Annotated in this window: 8 protein-coding genes; 2 read left to right on the top strand and 6 right to left on the bottom strand. The window is 32.9% G+C overall.

The genetic code is table 11. The features are described 5' to 3' along the window. The first annotated feature begins 258 nt into the window (after positions 1–258). On the top strand, positions 259–1299 hold the full coding sequence (locus L0669_RS18870) for a GntR family transcriptional regulator (protein WP_263759386.1): 1041 nt from the start codon (positions 259–261) through the stop codon (positions 1297–1299). Positions 1300–2051: 752 nt separating this feature from the next. On the opposite strand, the gene L0669_RS18875 is transcribed toward L0669_RS18870, so the two are convergent. From L0669_RS18875 to L0669_RS18900, 6 genes are all read right to left on the bottom strand, one after another. Beyond that, positions 2052–2606: an REP-associated tyrosine transposase gene (locus L0669_RS18875; RefSeq protein ID WP_263759387.1), complete on the bottom strand. Its 555-nt coding sequence runs from the start codon at positions 2604–2606 to the stop codon at positions 2052–2054. Positions 2607–3306: 700 nt separating this feature from the next. Beyond that, positions 3307–6744: a DUF6443 domain-containing protein gene (locus L0669_RS18880; protein WP_263759388.1), complete on the bottom strand. Its 3438-nt coding sequence runs from the start codon at positions 6742–6744 to the stop codon at positions 3307–3309. Positions 6745–6829: 85 nt separating this feature from the next. After that, entirely contained in the window at positions 6830–12940 is a 6111-nt protein-coding gene (locus L0669_RS18885) for a DUF5977 domain-containing protein (RefSeq protein WP_263759389.1), read from the bottom strand. Positions 12941–13184: 244 nt separating this feature from the next. Continuing rightward, the gene (locus tag L0669_RS18890; protein WP_263759391.1) at positions 13185–14843 is read right to left on the bottom strand and encodes a T9SS type A sorting domain-containing protein; all 1659 of its coding nucleotides are present in this window, start codon (positions 14841–14843) and stop codon (positions 13185–13187) included. A 327-nt stretch (positions 14844–15170) separates the two neighbouring features. Beyond that, positions 15171–15860: a LytR/AlgR family response regulator transcription factor gene (locus tag L0669_RS18895; RefSeq protein WP_263759392.1), complete on the bottom strand. Its 690-nt coding sequence runs from the start codon at positions 15858–15860 to the stop codon at positions 15171–15173. Then, the gene (locus L0669_RS18900; protein WP_263759393.1) at positions 15857–16879 is read right to left on the bottom strand and encodes a sensor histidine kinase; all 1023 of its coding nucleotides are present in this window, start codon (positions 16877–16879) and stop codon (positions 15857–15859) included. The genes L0669_RS18895 and L0669_RS18900 overlap by 4 nt, the downstream gene beginning before the upstream one ends. A gap of 141 nt (positions 16880–17020) precedes the next feature. Between L0669_RS18900 and L0669_RS18905 the strand changes: the two genes are divergently transcribed. Beyond that, positions 17021–19411, top strand: coding sequence for a TonB-dependent receptor domain-containing protein (locus L0669_RS18905; protein WP_263759394.1), 2391 nt, complete (start codon positions 17021–17023; stop codon positions 19409–19411). The last annotated feature ends 90 nt before the right edge of the window (positions 19412–19501 follow it).

Raw genomic sequence — 19501 nt, forward strand, 5'->3', positions numbered from 1 at the left:
ACAACTGCCCGATATTATTGGAAATATAAATTTAAAATTTCTATTTTAGCAATCGATTTCGTAATTATTATATCCTCAATTTGCCTTAAATAAACAAATCAGCAAAAACATACAACAACCCTTATTTAATTTGAACGCTTTTGTGAGAAAAGTACCGGACTGAATTATTTCACCGTTTTAGGCAAAACTTTTTTTACACAAATTATAACTCAAAATTATATCGCAATTGATTGCTGCATAATTTACAAGACTTACAAAATGATTAAACTTATTAAAATAGATGAAGAGTCCAGGATTCCTAAATACAAACAAATTGTAGACTCGATCCTGCAAAATATTGCTAACGGAAATTTAAAAATAAATCAAAAAATACCCTCTATAAACAGTTTTAGTGAAGAGTTTTATATGTCTAGAGATACTGTCGAAAAGGCTTATAATATTCTAAAAGAACGAAAAATTATTTCTTCTATCAGAGGAAAAGGCTATTATATTACGCGAACAAAACTCGAATCTAAAGTAAATGTACTCTTCGTACTAAATAAGCTTAGTGCGTATAAAATGAAAACGTACAACTCTTTTATTGATACTATTGGAGCCAATGCACATACTGATTTGCACATTTATCATTGCGATGAAACTTTGTTCCTGAACTTACTGGATAAATTTGAAGGCGCTTACGATTATTATGTGATTACAACGCACTTTAAAACCGATGATTTAAAACACCTGAGTTTTACGGATGAAGTTGCAAAAGCGATCCAGAAAATTCCTGAAGAGAAACTGGTTTTAATGGACAATATTAAAATTGGAATGGAGGGCGAAATCATTAAAATATATCAGGATTTTGAAAATGATATTTATAATGCCTTAAAGGAAGGTCTTGCCAAAATAACAAAATACGAGAAACTGATTCTGGTATATCCGGACAAAGCAGTTTATCCGTATCCGCGCAGAATATTACACGGCTTTAGAAAATTTTGTGTCGAGCATGAAATCAATTTCGAAATTCTAAGCGAAGTCTACGATGATATGATTCTTAAAAAAGGAGATTTATTCATTACCATAGAAGAATCGGATCTGGTGAATTTAATGAAGCAAATTCGCGATGAGAAATTCACCCTTGGAAAAGATATTGGAGTAATCTCTTATAACGATACGCCTCTGAAAGAATTATTAGGAATAACGGTAATGTCTACGGATTTTAATGTCATGGGAGAAACTGTTGCCCGAATGATCCTGAACAAAGAAAAAGGACAGGTTAAAGTGCCTTTTAATTTTATCGATCGAAATTCGATTTAGTTTTTTTTGACGCGAAGGCAGTAAGGTGGAAAGTTTTTTTGAATTGATATTATATAAATGAAAGCTCTAGATGGATCTGGGGCTTTTTTTTGTTGAAGCAATTGGGTGAATTTTATTTGGTTTAAGGTTTAAAAATGCGCAAAGTCAGAGATATTTGCGCATTTCTTTATAAGGAACTCTTTGGAGAGTGGAGTCACTACCATTTCGGTATATAAAATCATTTATTATATTTATCTCGAACTAAAATTCAATATTTTTTTAATATTTATTCTCTTAATGAAAACTACATCTAACAAAAAATATATTAAATCTTCAAATCTAATTTTCTTATCCGCTTTAGTTGGTGCAATAAATTTGCTACTAATTCCTGGTCTATTATCATCAAAAACAGCAATGATAGTTGGCTTTTTTACAATAGTTTTTTTGATATTTCTCGGATTAATGATTAGATTAGGAGTATTTTGGATAAAATACTTACTCCTAATATTGGTCTTATTAGGCCTTACTAGTTTACCACTAATTATAAGAAACTTTTCAAATCGGCCTTTGAATGGTATTTTTAATATAGTACAATCGATTATTCAAATCTACGCCATTGTATTACTATTTAATAATAAGTCAAAAATATTCTAATAAAAGTGAAGAGAGCCGGATAGCGCGGATTTGCAATCCGTGCCCGCAAAGATTGGACGCAATGCAAATCAAAAAATTTCAATTGTCATTGATATTTTCTGGAATGCTATAGATTTTTTTCAAAACAAATCTAACAAAACAACATCTAAATCATTTTCTAAGTCTGAATAATTCCTTGCCGAACTAAAATAATAATCTTCAGCCGAACTGAAAGTTTTATCTTTTACAGGATTGTTATGGATGTAATCAATTTTTTGTTTAATAAATTTATTGCTGTAAATATGTTCTGCATGATAGCCATTTTGCCATACTTTATAAGTCTGGTTCCTTTTTAAATGTTCACATGACTTTTGAAAATATTCCAACATCCATTCTCTTCTGCTTGCAGGTTCATCTATTATAGTTTGTATTATTTTTTTTGATGTAAATTTTTTAAAATCTCTAATAATATCAGATAATACAAAACCATTAGTTCCTTTGCAGAGTAAATGAATATGGCTGCTCATTATACAATAGGCATACATTTCTAAACCTTTATTTTCCTGACAATACTTTAAAGCACTTATTAAGATGTTTTTCTGATTTAATCTTGTAAATATATTTATCCATCCTACAGAAGTTACAGTTATAAAATAGGCTTCCTCAGTTGTTATTGCTTTGTATTTTGTTGACACGTTCTTTTTTTTCCTACAAAAATAAAAAGTATAGTGAAAAGTTTTACTTTTTATTTGTGAGGTTTTGAAGTAATTACTTTGCGGGCACGGATTGCAAATCCGCGCTATCGTTGCAGAGATAAATCTGCGCGATCGGGTTGCAAATCCGCGCGATCGTTGCGGAGCTAAATCTGCGCGATCGGGCATTTGCGCAGCTTTTCAGTAAACATTTCGGGGAGCGAGGCAATTTAATCATCACTAACTTTGGAACACCATGTCGAATTTTTTATTCATTTTAGCACATTTAAGGCAATAATAAAACAAAAAAGATGAGCATCACTGCTCATCTTTTTTGTTTTATTTCTAAAATTTGTTCAATTTCAAAAGGTTAGAAATCTAAAATCTTATATCACTAACTTTGAAACACTACCAAACTAGCCAGATAAATATATTCAATCAATCTCTTACATTCAAATCAAAATACATTTTCAAGTAAAAAAACTGGAAACAATAAAGTAAGATGCTCAATAAAATAAAAAGCCTAAACCAATTCGAATCTATTTTTTTCTTATTAAGTAATACTATAATAATTGAAATGCTGTTAAAAACAAATATTGCTATTAAAAATTTCAATAAATTATCCCATAGTATTTCATTCATAATTAAACTAATCCAAACAAGTAATGTGGCTAGAAAATTAATTATGAATATAATTAGTATATTATTTTTTTTTATCATTAGACTGCTGATTTAAATATGTTATAACTCTGTTTAAAAAATTTTGAATATAATCGTTATCTATTTGTCTATGAGTACTTATAACAGGAACATTAATCCCATTAGTTTTAGCTGGATCATTAATTTCAACATCTTCACCTCCTATTGCTGCTCCAAACACCCCTCCATTTTTAACATAATAGTTAACAATATTTTTTACATTACTTGGAATATTATCATCGTCATAATCATCGGCCGTATCAATTGTTAACATATAATCAATTTTCAAACTCGGATTTTCATTAGCCATTTCAATTAAATTGTCTGCTCCTAAGCTATGTCCGACAACTATTACCCTACCATTTTTATTTTGCGATCTAAAATTTTTAATAGTGGTGGCAATATCTTTCTTAGTATCATCACCTTGAGATGAAGCAAACACCCCGACCTGCGTTCCTGTTCTTTCATTGTCGAGACCTGTAAATTTACCTAAACCTGAATAATCAATTCCAAGTTCTGAATCTGTTTTACCTGCATTTTGTGCTTGTGAAGCACCCTTTGGGGCTTCACCTGCGAATCCTTGATTTACTAATATTAAATTTTGAGTTCCTTTTCTAGCTACAATTGGTTCAAGTCCTTCAAGTTCTCTACAATCTATAACTCGGTTTCCACTAAACACATATGGACTCCAGTCCGTATATTTTTCTGTTAAGGGATCAACATTCATAAATCTACCAAGAGCATAATCATAGTTTCTATACTTAAAGCTATCCCAGCCCAGTGATAGCTCATCCTGACGCTCTTGGCCTTGGAACTTATATTTATTATTAGTTGGCAAATAATCATTATATCCTTCATGTTTTAACCCAAAAGGATAATAATTATTCTCTTCAATAATTTCAAGTACCTGGGTTACTGGATTTTTAGCATAATTCATGCGTACATTCCCTAAATGATCTTTGTACTGAAATACATACGAAAGAACGCCTGTCTCATTTTTCACATAACCTTCTGATGTTGGGAAAAACTGTAAAACATTGTCTTTGTACTGAAAACCTCCCAGATAATTGGTATTGGTTACAACACTGTTATCTGTTACAATTTTCTCTAGTTTTTGTCCCGCTGCGTTGTAAATGTACTCAATAGTTCCAGTGGTTCCAAAAGTAATTTTCTTAGGTAAATTAAGATGGTTGTATTCTATTTTGGTAATGCTTTTATTCTTGTCAGCGGTCAGATTTCCGTTGTCATCATACGTATAATCATCGCCGACTTTATTTCCATCTATAAAACCTTTATGATCGTTTCCGCCCAAACCTTCTGTAACTTTTGCCAAGCGGTTTGAATTTTCATCTGCATAACCGTACGTTAGCTCATCTATTTTAAAAACAATACCCGGCGCATCACTGTCTCCGTACCTTTGCAATGATTTAATATTTCCGTTTTTATCATAATCTAAACTCTCATTGTAAGCTCCAGAGTCAGGAATTGCATCATTAGGCTTGCGATAAATGGCGTTTTTTAATCGGTTAAGATCATCGTATTGATAGCCATACGAACGCAATGAATAATCTGATGCCGTTTTCCAGAAAGTTTCGGCGATATTACCGTTATATAAAGCATCAACCGCTGAATTGCCAGGTTGCTTGTTATAATTAATATTAAAAGCAAATAAATCCTTTGGATCACTACTTTCTTCCAGATTATCTATATTATTAATCCCGGTAAGCCAGCCTCTGATATTATAAGTAAAATCAACTTTTTGTCTTGAATTACCAATAGTGTCACCTACATTTTTACTTTCTAATTGCCCCAATTCATCATATTTGTTTGCTTCCAAAAGCTGAACAATTCCACCATTAATTTGATGCGTGTGAGTCAGTAAACGATCTTGGGCAGAATAAGTGAACTCTTCTCGTACAATAAGCTTAGTATCTCCTGACGTTCTTTTATGTTCGGTAATGGTATAAAGTGCTTTTCCTGTAAAGTCCAGTTTACTATCTGTAATGGTATAACCGTCAAAATGGTTTTGCGTTCTTGTGCGTATTGGTCGGCCATTGTCATCGTATATTGTACTTGTAGTTTCTCCCAACTTAGCTAAAGCTGTTGTCAAGACTCTTGTCCAGCTTCCTGTAGCCAAACCTTTTGCATTTGTTAAAACATCCTGCCCCTCGATCTTTGTAGGTATAGATGGTGGATTGGGATATTCATAATTATCATAATAATTAACCGTTAGGAGTCTAAAATTGATAGGTGCAATAGCATTGCTGTAATATGCAGGAATTTCATCTATTGTTCCTGATGTTTGTTTGGTTTCGAACAAAACAGTCGCCAGGTTTTGCGCATCCTGCAATGATTTTCGTATTACCGAATTCGATGATTGATTGTACCAACCCGTATAAATCGGACGACTAAAAGCATCATATTTGGTAATAAGCCAGCCCTCTGCATTCTCATCTTTAAAAGGCGAAAATGCAGGACCAGTGGCCACGGGGCGATCCAGTTTATCATAAACAATAAATTCCCATTGCTTTCCGGGTAATTTTTTCTCGACCAAACGATTGCGATTATCATATTTATATTGATAACATAAACCGTTTAAAACATCATCGTTGATGGCGCTAGCTACTTTTGGTGGCAATACATAAGTCAGATTTCCGTAAATATCATATACGTAATACGTATCGTGTTTTTCTCCAGAATCGTAAGTTCGCTTAAGAATTATCTGTCCTTCTTTATTTTTAAATTCTACCGTAGAACCTGAAGATTCACTTGGATTTGCTCCTGAATTTTCATCAAAAGTTACAGTTTTGTATAATTCATTTTCGGCATAGGTTCCGTCGTCTGAAAAACTAATTTCATACAATCCCTGACCTGCCTGCCACGTTGCAATGGCTTTATATAATTTTACGCCATCGGCTGATTTATTGGTTTGGTAATCGAGTTTGATTTCATGACCACTCCCCATAGCCCAGGAAGTTCCCGGAGCTGCTTGTTTTAAAACCCGGTTTAAAGGAGAAAGCTCATATTGTTTTTGAGAGAAAGCATTGGCGGTATTCTCATATTTACCAATATTATAAACCCTATCAAGCTCACTTTCTGACGCTGTCATGACTACTCTTGGGTAGCTTGTAGTAGAATTAGATATCCAATATGGTAAATACTCTTTATCTTGCCTTCCAAAGCCATCATATCTTACAGGAGTTATAACATCTTCACCATTTCCTCCCAGACCAATAGCAATACTTTGTACAGGACGTCCTAATCCGTCGTAATAAGTCACATTTTGACTCTTCTCCTTTTTTGTTAAGGAATCAAAATTTCCAGACTTGACTGGCTTTTTTGGCGTAACCGTATACACAAAATTGTCATCGCTAAAAGTCTGCGCCTGTAGGCTCATATCTGTAAAGGAAAACAAAATCAATACTAGTATATATTTTTTCATGTAAATTTATTTAATAAGGTATCTTTTATCAACTTGTGACTAAACATTTCTCAAAAATTAATGTTGTTGTATCTTTAATTTACTTCTACAACATATCTGTTGAAATACAATCTATTGTTATAACTTCCGAACCAACTTTTGTAAATGCTGTTGAAGTCGCAGAACTAACTCCTTTATTAGGCCCATAGTCATATAATACACCTCTAACAGAACTTGTAATTGTTATCCCTTTATAAAACCCCGTTCCTCCATTTACTACCACATAAAAAGTATCTCCTGTTGCTAATGTACCATTATAACTACCTGACGAATTTGCTGTTAAATATTTTGATCCATTTTTATACATACTACAAGATCCTGATACTCTATTAAAATTTAAAGTACAACTATTCGTTATAATTACAGAATTACAAATTCCATTTGCATTTGCATATGCCTGTCCATCTGCATAAAATTTAGTTAAACCATTAGCATTTGCATCAGCTTGAGAAATTGTCGAAGTAACTATACCTGCTGACTGACTGTAACTTACGTTAGATCCTATGGTGCCCGAAGTACAATCATTCTTTGTAAACGAACCATTTTTAGCAATACTATAGAAAGTACATTTCCCATTAGTATTTGCATAATTCTGCCCGTTATTATCGATATCACTTTGAGCTTGAGAATCTGCATCTAATTGTGAAATAGTTGAACTATATTTTCCTGCTACAACAGTATATTTAACTGTTTCAGGTGTACCTCCCGATTCGCAGTTATTCTTTGTAAATGACACCCTTTTAACATTATTCCAAAAAGTACATTTTCCGTTGGCATTTGCATATGCCTGTCCATTATTATTTATTTCTATTTGAGCCTGCGAATCAGCTAAAGCTTGAGAATCATAAGAGAAATATCTTCCTGCAGTAACTGTGTAAGTAACTGTTTCCGGTGTACCACCAGCTTCGCAATTATTTCTGGTTATTGAACTACTTTTAGAAGTATTCCAAAAAGTACATTTTCCATTCGCATTAGCATAAGACTGTATATTATTATTGATTTCTGTTTGAGCCTGAGCATCGGCCAATGCTTGAGAATCATAAGAGAAATAACGTCCTGCCGGAACTGTATAAGTAACTGTTTCCGGAGTACCGCCGGCTGCACAATTATTTCTGGCTATTGAACCACTTTTAGAAGTATTCCAGAAAGTACATCTCCCGTTGGCATTAGCAAATGTTTGTACATTGGCATTTATCTCGGACTGAGCCTGAGCATCGGCCAATGCTTGAGAATCATATGAGAAATAACGTCCTGCCGGAACTGTGTAAGTAACTGTTTCCGGTGTGCCGCCGGCTGCACAATTATTTCTGGCTATTGAACCACTTTTAGAAGTATTCCAGAAAGTACATTTTCCATTTGCATTAGCATAAGACTGTACATTATTGTAGATTTCAGCTTGAGCCTGGGCATCGGCCACTTCCTGAGAATAGTAAGAGAGGTAACGTCCTGCCGGAACTGTATAAGTAACTGTTTCTGGAGAACCTCCTGGAGCACAATTATTTCTTGTTATTGAACCGCTTTGCGAAGTATTCCAAAAAGTACAATTTCCATTATTATTTGCAAATGTTTGTAAATTATTATTAATTTCTGTTTGCGCCTGAGCATCGGCCAATGCCTGAGAATCATAAGAAAAATAACGTCCTGCCGGAACTGTATAAGTAACTGTTTCCGGAGTACCGCCAGCTGCACAATTATTTCTGGCTATTGAACCACTTTGCGATGTATTCCAAAAAGTACATTTTGCATTGGCATCATTATTAGCAAATGCCTGTCCGTTGGCATCAATTTGAGCTGTAGCCTGAGTATCAGCCGCTGCCTGAGAAACATCTGAACTGTAAATACCTGCTGCAACGGTATACCAAACACTCGCAGGTGAACCTCCGGCGGCACAATTGTTTCTTGTAATTAATCGGCTTTGAGCTGTATTCCAAAAAGTACATTTTGCATTGACATCACTATTGGCAAATGCCTGCCCGTTATTATCGATTTGTGCTACAGCTTGAGCATCAGCAGCTGCCTGAGAAACATCTGAACTGTAAATTCCCGCGGCAACTGTATACCAAACACTGGCAGGAGAGCCTCCGGCGGCACAATTATTTCTTGTAATTAATCGGCTTTGGGTCGTATTCCAAAAAGTACATTTTGCATTGGCATCACTATTGGCAAATGCTTGTCCGTTGGCATCAATTTGAGCTATAGCCTGAGCATCGGCAGCAGCCTGAGAAACATCTGAACTGTAAATTCCCGCGGCAACTGTATACCAAACACTGGCAGGAGAGCCTCCGGCGGCACAATTATTTCTTGTAATTAATCGGCTTTGAGCAGTATTCGAAAAAATACATTTTGCATTAGCATCATTATTTGCAAATGCCTGTCCGTTATTATCGATTTGAGTTATAGCTAAAGCATCAGCCGCAGCCTGAGAAACATCTGAACTATAAATTCCAGCTGCAACTGTATAAGTGACACTAGCAGGACTACTCCCTACGGCGCAGTTGTTTCGTGTAATCACCCTGCTTTGAATAGAATTCTTAAAAGTACATTTTGCATTGTTATCATTATTCGCAAATGCCTGCCCATTATTATCGATCTCATTCTGAGCCTGAGCATCAGCATCGGCCTGAGAAATATTAGAGCTATAAACTCCTGCAGCAACTGTATAAGTGACACTAGCAGGAGTACCTCCGGAAGCACAATTGTTTCTTGTAATTAATCTGCTTTGAGAAGTATTCTTAAAATTACATTTTACTGAAGGACTGGTGTTTGCATAGGCTTGTCCTTCTATATTAAGTTTTAGCTGTGCTTGAGAATCAGCATCGCTTTGAGAAATATTCGAAATTACAGCTCCTTCAGCAAGGGTATATTCCGTGCTTGAACCTACACCTCCCGTAGTACAATTATTCTTTGTAAAAGAGCCTGTTCTAGAAGCACTTCTATATGAAATTACACTTGTTGAACTATTATCACTACAATCTATTTGTTGGCCTTTGTAATTATAGCAATATTTTTGAATTACATTTAAATCTTTATCTTTTACAAATTTTAATCTCCCAAATGAATCATATTCATAATAAGAAGAAATTCCTTTAACATCTGTTACACTAGTAACACCAACAAGCGGATTGTAAGTATAAGTAATAATCATACTCTGAGGAAAATAGTTTCTGAAAGAGTTTAACGCATTTCGTAACATTTGCTCTTTACAACTACCTGACATACAATTATCATTATCTACATCAGATAAACTTTGTAAATTAGCAACATAACTGGCAATTTGATCATAAGTAACATTTTCTATTTTAGCAATGGGTTGTGTTTTGTTATAGCCCCAAATAATAGATGTAGAAGTTGCTCCATCTAAAGTATATTGTAGTATATTTCCTTTATCGTCATACAAATCGTAGGTAATTTTTTTATCAACACTAGCCTCTATATTTCCTGATCCTTTTTTTGAATAAATATATTTTGGTAAGAGTAAACTAGATGTTGAGGCATCATTAGCGTATTCTGTCTTTTGTTCTGATAATTTATTTACGCCATTATAAGTCAAGACATTAAGTGGAACACTAACTATATTTTTATCTTTTAACTCATTTATGAAAGGTTGATTTGTAATTTCAGAATCCTGAGCATAGAAATATTTAGTCTCTAATGTTTCTCCTTTTGAATTAGTTATAGTTTGATTTTTTAAATTGCCAGTGTCAAAATTGTACTTATTAATTGTATTTTGAACCACCTCTTTGCCACCATAATAATTGGTCGTTTCTTGTTTTTCTAATATGTAATTTATTGCTCTGTGTACCATTCCTTTTTCTTTGAAACTTGAAGAAGGTCTTGGAATTCTAACTACGCACGAAGACGAAAGTCCATTTTGATATTTTACTTCCCTAACATACTCAACCTCAACTGATGCAACATATTTAGACTCGTTTGGACTTCGTTCAGTAATGTAGAAGTTTTTATTCTTTTCAACCAGATTATTTAATTGGTCATTTATAATTTCGCTATCAAGAAGTCCAACTTTGAATAATTTATCTTCACTAGGAAATATACTATTACCACCTAAATAAGTAAAAATAGTTTTACCGTTACTAGTATTATTAAAAATATTACTTTTTTCAACTATTTTATACAAGACAGCACTTCCCCTATATTCAGACAACGGATATACGCTATTAAAACTATAGTAATCGTATTTATTATATGTTCCACCTGAGCAATTACTATCATCCGCAACGAAAAAACCTGAATGAAAATTTGGTCTTTGAATCATAACCCCACTGCTTTTTCCATTTTGAGCAAAAGAATATGTTGTTGTAATACATTGACCATCAAAATCACAATCCTGAATTTTATTTACTCTAATTCCTCCAACAGGTTCATTAAAAACAGAAGGATATTCAGCTATTTTTACTCCAATAGAAGCAATAGCGCCTATTGTAGACTCTGATTTTAAGTGATAAACACCTATTTTGTCAATTTTAATTCTTGCACGCGATCCGCTTTTAGATCTGTTAGCGGGGAACCATTGCATTTCCCAATACCAACTTTGATTGTCTTTGAATATTGGTGCAGCTTCGTTACCCTCTAAAAATAGAGAAACAGAAACGTCTTTTTCGTAGACGTCTTTATTTGCAATATTATTACTCAAATTGTAGTGATCAATATCAATATAAGCAGGAACTCTTTTTATTTCAAAAGTCTTTTCAACAATACCACCAATTCTTTGATCTGTTATTGTAGAAAAATTGCGATATGTAACTGTAGAAGGGTCATAAGGCAAATAATAACTAATTCTCCCTTCATCAAATAATACTTCATTTGGCTCATACTCTATTAAAGAATACCCCTTCGTTTGATATGTTATTTTTTTTAATGCCCCTATTTTAGTACTTTCAAAATCAGGCCTTATGCTAGGATTAAAAAGTGGATTGGTAAGATTTGTAGGTTTCAAAGCTTTACTATTATAATATCCCCAAAGATCTTTTTTAAAATAAGTATTTTCTAAATCTGAAGTCAATGGATAATCTATGGTCATATCATACTCCATTTGATTAATAACCTCATTATTATAGCTTACGTTTAATAAATTAGCTTTTCTTCCATACCATTGTGAATACGAAAAACCATAATTCTTAATTTCGTTGCTAATATTATTTTTTATTACTATATTTTTTATTAAAGCAATCCCATGTTCTACCGGATTATAATCATAGGATAATTCAATAATATATTTATTGGATATTATTTTTTTTAGATTTAAAACATCCATATTTACATTAGTTTCTGATATTTCTAAAGAAGCCGATGGCGAAATATTAGAATATTGATCTGAAGTTGTGGTCAAAGTTTCATTTAAATATCTTTCAGAATGTGAAATCGGATTATCGTATTGAAATTGAATTTTATTATTTGTATTTGGAAAATTAATTTCAGTTAATAAATATGCAGATGTATAAGAATATGAACGATCTCCTTGTGTTTTATAAGCCCTGGCTGCTAAATCAAAAGTATAACTGATTCCTCTGTCATCAATTACTTTAAAACCATTGTTTGGCAGACGAACTACCTTATAATTTTCATTTTTTATAAAAACAGGATTTCCATCTTTATCGATATAAAATACACTATTAATATTTCCAACATTAATGGTGTATTTATCAGGCTCTCCATCAATTGATTTTGTAGAAAGCCTCATTAAAAGTTCTGATATTTTACTATCAAGATTAGGGGAGTCTAAATTAAAAGGAGGACGTGAATAATAATACGCATCAATGTATGCTTTACTGTTTTCATTATTATTATCATCCAATCCATTAATTGTATGCAGTATAGAACCTCCAACATTTAAAGTCCAACCTACTCCTGCATGACCTGGAGTATCGTCTAATAGTAATCCCGAGTAATTATAAGATAAATTAATCGGCATCGTAAGATCTCCTTCTTTTATTTCAAATATTGGAATTGTATAATTAATTCTACCAGTAGAAATATCTATCGGAATATCACCTACTTTACTCACAGAAGCTACTTGAGGAGTTGTAGCAGTTATATCTGGAACATACTTCGTTCTACCTTCCTCGGCTTGAGCTATTATTGAAGTCGAATAAAAACAAAGGCTGACTAGAAATAAAAGAACAAGATAATATTTTTTCATATTTAATTTAATTTTTGAATTAGTAGGATTTAAAAATGATCACAATCTGAAGACATTTTAAAAATTTTATTTCATCAGATTATCTACCATTCTTGTATTGGCTCTCTCTATTGCATTTGTTTACCTAAGCATTAAAATATTTAGATCCAATTAACATTTATTGCATTATATGTTTTTATTATATGATGAGTTGCTACAGTTTAAATTATCTTCCAAAGGAGAAATATTATAATTTAGAATATAATTATCGCACTGATTTTATCACTTTAACCGATTCGGTTTTTACATCGGTTTTGATCTTGATGATATATATTCCCTCTGAATATGTGCTTAGATTTACCGGTACAGTTCTGCTGGTAATGCCAAATTCCTGTAGAATTCTTCCTGTCATGTCAACCAAAGTGGCTGTGCCTTCCTTAAAATCATAACCAATAATTACATTGGTAAAAGTTGTTACAGGATTGGGGATAGCCTCAATACTGGATTTAACTTTCTCTACTTTTTCTTTGTCTTTTAGTTTTACTACCCAAAAGTCATTGCCTCCAATACTTCCATTTTTATCTTTTGATGCGCTTGAATTAGAGGTTCCTGCCATGAGATAACCACCATCTCGGGTCTCTACTAACTTTCTAAGAATATCCTCTCCTGCGCTTCCTACTGTTTTCTTCCAGATTTCTTCGCCTTTCTCATCTATCTTTAAAGCGATATAGTCGTTAATCCCGTCTTTTTCTTTATTGACCATATTCATGGCTTTTCCAACGATACCTTCTCTCGGGCGTTTGTTTTCACTTTGTGCATAACCGCCTATTAAGTAAGTCTGATCTTTGTTTTCTACCAAAGAAGTCAAAATATCTACCTTTCCAAAATCATACGTTTTACTCCATAAAACCTCTCCATCTCTAGCTAATTTTAATACCCAGTAATCTGTTCCGTTACTTACTATACCTCCCATGGTGGTAAGGGCATTTTTGCTGTTGGAATTTCCTCCTACAATATAACCTTCATCGCTAGTCTGATGAATTACATAGGGCTGGTCATCTCCTTCTGCTCCGTAAGTATTTTGCCACTGAATTTCGCCAGTATCGGTTATTTTAATGATCCAAAAGTCTCCAATACCTTTATTACTTACTGTTTTATCACCTGAAATGGGAGAATTAGAATATCCGGCCAAAATGTATCCGTTATCTGTGGTTTGTTCCATACTTCGCAAAACATCAGCGTATTGACCTCCATAGGTTCTTTGCCATTCGATGTCTCCTTGTTTGTCTAGTTTTACAATCCAATAATCCATATTTCCTCTGCTTTTTTCAGATTTATTAAATAAATCAGCTTTAGTAGTGGTAATGGATTTTGCGTCTGGTTTGATTGAAATCACCGGAGGATTAGAGCTTGAAGAACCTCCCAATATATAGCCTCCGTCTTTCGTCTGAAAAGCACATAATAATTCATCCTGGCCTGAACCTCCAATGGTTCTTTGCCATTGTTCGCCGCCAGATGCATCCAATTTTACCACCCAAAAATCAGTAATTCCTTTACAGTCCTCTTTTTTCTGAAAGCCCGTGCTGGAACTTGAAGTCCCAGCCAGAATAAAACCACCGTCTCTGGTGTTTTTAATACTTTGAAGTAAATCAAATCCGCTTCCGCCAATGCTTTTTTGCCAGTCCAGATCACCTTTTTCATTCATTTTCCAGATCCAGAAATCCAGATCACCCTGATTATCATCGGTTTTATTACCGGTTTTATTAGACAAAGAACTCCCGGCCAAAACAAAACCGTAATCGGCTGTTGGCTGGGCATCAAAAAGATAATCGGCATGGGCTCCTCCATATGATTTTTCCCAAAGGATGTCCTGGGAGTGGGCAAATAATGGAAAAACAAATAGTAGTAGGTAAAGTTTTTTCATACGCAATGTAGATTTGGGCAATTTATTTTTTACTCACAAATCTAAACTACTACAACTTCAGAATTTTACGGTTTCCCACATTCTGTTCTTTATTTAACAAAATCAAGTACTTAAACGTAGTATTTTATCTATACAAAAACATTAAATATATTAGCAAGATTCCTGCTTTTATTGGTTTTAAAGAACTAATATAATCCTTAAAAAATATTCTAACATTTTGTTTCATTTTTGTTAATTATAACTAAATGATTGATATTTTTTACAATTAAAGCTAAAACAAAAAAAGCTCCAGATCCCTCCAAAGCTTTTTTTAATAAATATAACTAATTAACTCAACCAATCACTAACCAGCTTTCTATAAGTTTCCCCAATTGGTAATTGTTCCCCGCTAGTTAATTGTATTTGGTTTCCTTCGATGATTTTTATTTTATTTTTTGGAATAATAAACGAACGATGAATACGCACAAATTGATTGATGGGAAGTTTTTCCAGAATATCTTTCATATTCTCTAAAACCATCACTTTTTCGCCTTTTGTATGAATTCGGATATAGTCTTTTAGGCCTTCGATATAAAGAATATTTTCTGTGGCAATTTTATGGTGTTTTCTGTCGGCTTTTACGAATAGAAAATCTTCGGTTTGATGGTTTTGAAAAGTTTCCTGCCAGCGAATAAATTTCTCGACGCTTTGATAGAAACGATTAAAAACGATTGGTTTGAGCAAATAATCAATGACATGAAACTGAAAAACATCTAAAGCATAATCCGGATAAGCTGATGTAATAATGAAATTATGTTTTTGATTGAACATTTGCATTAATTCGATACCAGTTAATTGTGGCATTTGAATGTCGATAAAAACCAAATCAACTACTTCGGTATTAAGGATTTCTATTGCTTTAAAAACATCCGAATCTGCGTATAAAACATTTAATCTTGGCACTTTTGATGCATAATCCGCCATGAGTTTTACAGCAAATGGTTCGTCATCTAATATGATACAATTTATTTTTTTCATTTTAAATCTATTTCAAGTTCAGCCGTAAACTGGTTATTTTGATTCGTTAATTTTATTTGATGTTTTTGCGGATAATGAATTTCTAATCTCTTTTTTAGATTGTCCAGTCCAATGCCTCCCAGTTTATCTTTCTTTTGTACAGCGATGTCATTTATGACCTTAAAATTAAGTATTTTATCTTCTAATTTTAAAGCAATTACAATGGGTTTTACATTAGAGGTTATGCCATGTTTTAAAGCATTTTCGACTAATGGTGATAAAATATAAGGCGGAATTTCTTCAGAAAGATTTTCTGTTTCCACTTTAAAATCAATACAAGTACTTTCCTGATGTCTTAATTGTTCGAGCTCGATATACGCTTTTATATAATCGATTTCATCTGTTAGTTTAATCTTTTCTTTTTGAGATTCGTAGGTCGTAAAACGCATGATCTGACTTAACTTTTCAATTGCTGTCAAAGATTTATCCGACTGAAAATAAACCATCGAATAGATGTTATTTAATGTATTAAAAATAAAATGTGGGTTAATTTGTGCTTTCAGAAATTTGATTTCGGTATTCTTATTCTCTTCCAGAATAATCTGATTGTATTCTAATAAACGAATAAAATAAATTACAAACCAAAGCAGCGAACTCAAAATAATAGACATGCTGCTGTAATGCAGATTATCCTCCATATAGCCAAAGAAAGTTGGGTTGTTGTAATTTATTTTATCGAATAATATTTTGGTTATCACTTGCTCAAAAAGCCATCTTAAAAAAGTAAAAAAGAAATACGAAACTAATACTCCGGCAAAAAATCTTTTCCATTGAAAGGATTTAAAAACCAATTTCATCACAACAAAATAATGAAAGTAAAAGGTCAAAACAAATACGATCATGTAGGTCGAAAGAAATAAATCAGGCAGATAATTTTTGGCTAAAACGAGATTTTTGACAAATGTAAAATACCCCATTAAAAACCAATATATAATATGAATGAGTACTTCTACCCTTTTTGATAATGTTCCTTTATACATGCTTTTGTATTTTTTTTCAAAGATATACATTCATAAAAAAGTGCAAAGCCGGGTTTGTAGATTAATCACGGGGGTTTGTCGATAAAAGTAGTTTTCGGGATTTTTTCAGCACAGTTTTGCACTGTAATTAAATCAAAAATCATGAAAAAAATTAGCCTTTTACTACTTGTACTTTTATATCAAACGTATTCTTTTGGTCAACAATACGAACTTAAAGGAAAAGTTACTAATCAAAATAAACAAGCTGTTGAATTTGTAATCAGCAGTTTATTAAATAATCAGAAAAAATTAATCGCGCAGGCGACGACCGATAGTTTGGGAAGTTTTTCTATAAAAGCCGAAAAAGGAAATTATCGTTTGATACTGGAACAATTTGGAACAGAATATCTCAACAAAGAAATTACACTGAACCAAAATATTGATCTTGGAGTAATCGAAATTAAAGAATCAGTTCAACTTGAAGGCGTGACTTTAAAAACAAGAAAAAAACTGATCGAGCAAAAGGTGGACCGACTTGTTTTTAATGTCGAAAATTCTGTAACGGCAACTGGCGGAACGGCTTTAGATGCATTAAAAGCAACTCCAACAGTAAGGGTTCAGAATGAGATTATTTCGATTGTGGGCAAAGGTGAAATTCTTGTTATGATTGATGATCGTTTGCAAAGAATGCCACAGGAGGATCTGGCAGCCTTTCTTAAATCAATTCCGTCAGATAATATTAAAAGTATCGAAGTCATTACGACTCCGCCTGCAAAATATGATGCTGAAGGCAATAGCGGACTTATTAATATTAAATTAAAAACAGCAAAAGCGAATTCGTGGAATGCGAATATTGGAACTTCATACACTCAAAAAACATACGCAGGCGGAAATGTGAATGGACTATTTACTTACAATCATGATAATCTTTCTGTTGAAGCTTCTGTTAGTACAGGAAAACAAACCTTATTAACGAATTCTGAAAGCAATATTTTTTATAAAGATGAAACCTGGAAACAGGAAGTAAAAAACAAATCGATTGCTGATGTATTGAGCGTAGGTTTAGGTTTTGATTATAAACTAACGAGTAAATGGACTACAGGCGTTAAATATCTCGGTAGTTTTACAGATAAAACAGCTTCAAATAGTCCATTTACGACCCGATACAATAACGAAAACGGAATGATCGATTCGTATATTGCTTCGAATGTTAATGCCGAAAATAACCCAAAAATGAATGCTGTGAACTTTCATAATACTTTTGTATTAGACACTTTAGGAAAAAACATTGCTGTCGATTTGGATTATTTTGATTACAACAAAAACGATTATCGTTTCTTTTCAGGAAATGAATTAGACGCTGGTAAAAATACTATTCCGAACAGCTTTTTTTCTTCTACCAATTCTAACATGAATACGATCAAAAATTACTCGGCCAATATTGATGTTACTTTACCTTATGACTGGGCGAATATTAGTTTTGGAGCAAAAGTTTTTCATAATAATACCGATAATAATCTGGTTGTATACGACAACGAAACGGGAACCCCTGTTTTTAATACCAATCAGTCGAATGTTTTTAATTATAAAGAATACAATCAGGCTTTGTATTTTTCCGGAAGCAAAAAAATAAATACCAAATGGGAAACTCAGATTGGTTTGCGAATGGAAGCGACTCAAACCAAAGGTTATTCTGAAAATCTCGATCAGACGAATACCAATAATTATGTGAAGTTTTTTCCAACGGCTTATGTAACTTATGTTCCTAACGAAAACAATTCTTTCTCGTTAAACTACAGCCGAAGAATACGCAGACCTGATTTTGATTATTTGAATCCTTTTGTAATTAAAACAAGTCCTTATTATTATTCTGAAGGAAATCCGTACTTAAAACCTTCGTTGATTGATAATTTTGAATTTTCGTTTATCCGAAATCAAAAATGGGTGAATTCGGTTTATTTTTCTCAGGTTTCAGATTTCGGACAGGAATTATCTATCATCGATCCTGATACAAATGTTACCAGAAGTACGCCTATAAATTATGCTAATACGTATCAAATTGGACTTTCGACTTCTTATAATTTCAATAAATGGTCGTGGTGGAATAGTTTTACAGGATTTAATCTTAACTATCAAAATGTAAAATCAAAAACAGATTTTATTGCTTCTATTGATGGATATAACGGATACATTTACAGCAATAATGATTTTACAATCAACCAAAACAAAACCTTATTTATTGGTCTTAATTATGGTTTACAGCTTCCGGGACGTTACCAAATTTTTAATATTTCGACTTTGAATATTTTAGATATCTCGGTTAAATTATTGACATTGAAGAAAAACCTGTCTATTACCCTTCTTGGAGAAGATTTACTGAATGCCCAAAAACCATTAATTAGCTATAGTTCTAACGGAATTAAAACTAACGTAAAAAGTTATAGTGATACAAGAGGTTTCAGAATTTCGCTGAGTTATAAATTTGGTAACCAAAGCATGAAATCTAAAGAAAGAAACTTTGGAAATGATGATGAAAGAAATAGAATAAACTAACGTACCTCACAAAATAAAGAGTCGCAAAGCTATGTTGTAAACACTAGACTTTGCGACTCTTTTTTATTTTATTTCTTCTTAAAATATAAA

The sequence above is a fragment of the Flavobacterium bizetiae genome (genome assembly GCF_024271895.1).
Taxonomy (GTDB): domain Bacteria; phylum Bacteroidota; class Bacteroidia; order Flavobacteriales; family Flavobacteriaceae; genus Flavobacterium; species Flavobacterium bizetiae.

What these genes read in the sequence shown, in the direction of transcription:
- L0669_RS18870 (WP_263759386.1), top strand. Translation starts at nt 259, where the DNA reads ATGATTAAACTTATTAAAATAGATGAAGAGTCCAGGATTCCTAAATAC.
- L0669_RS18880 (WP_263759388.1), bottom strand. Translation starts at nt 6,744, where the DNA reads ATGAAAAAATATATACTAGTATTGATTTTGTTTTCCTTTACAGATATG.
- L0669_RS18885 (WP_263759389.1), bottom strand. Translation starts at nt 12,940, where the DNA reads ATGAAAAAATATTATCTTGTTCTTTTATTTCTAGTCAGCCTTTGTTTT.
- L0669_RS18890 (WP_263759391.1), bottom strand. Translation starts at nt 14,843, where the DNA reads ATGAAAAAACTTTACCTACTACTATTTGTTTTTCCATTATTTGCCCAC.
- L0669_RS18895 (WP_263759392.1), bottom strand. Translation starts at nt 15,860, where the DNA reads ATGAAAAAAATAAATTGTATCATATTAGATGACGAACCATTTGCTGTA.
- L0669_RS18900 (WP_263759393.1), bottom strand. Translation starts at nt 16,879, where the DNA reads ATGTATAAAGGAACATTATCAAAAAGGGTAGAAGTACTCATTCATATT.
- L0669_RS18905 (WP_263759394.1), top strand. Translation starts at nt 17,021, where the DNA reads ATGAAAAAAATTAGCCTTTTACTACTTGTACTTTTATATCAAACGTAT.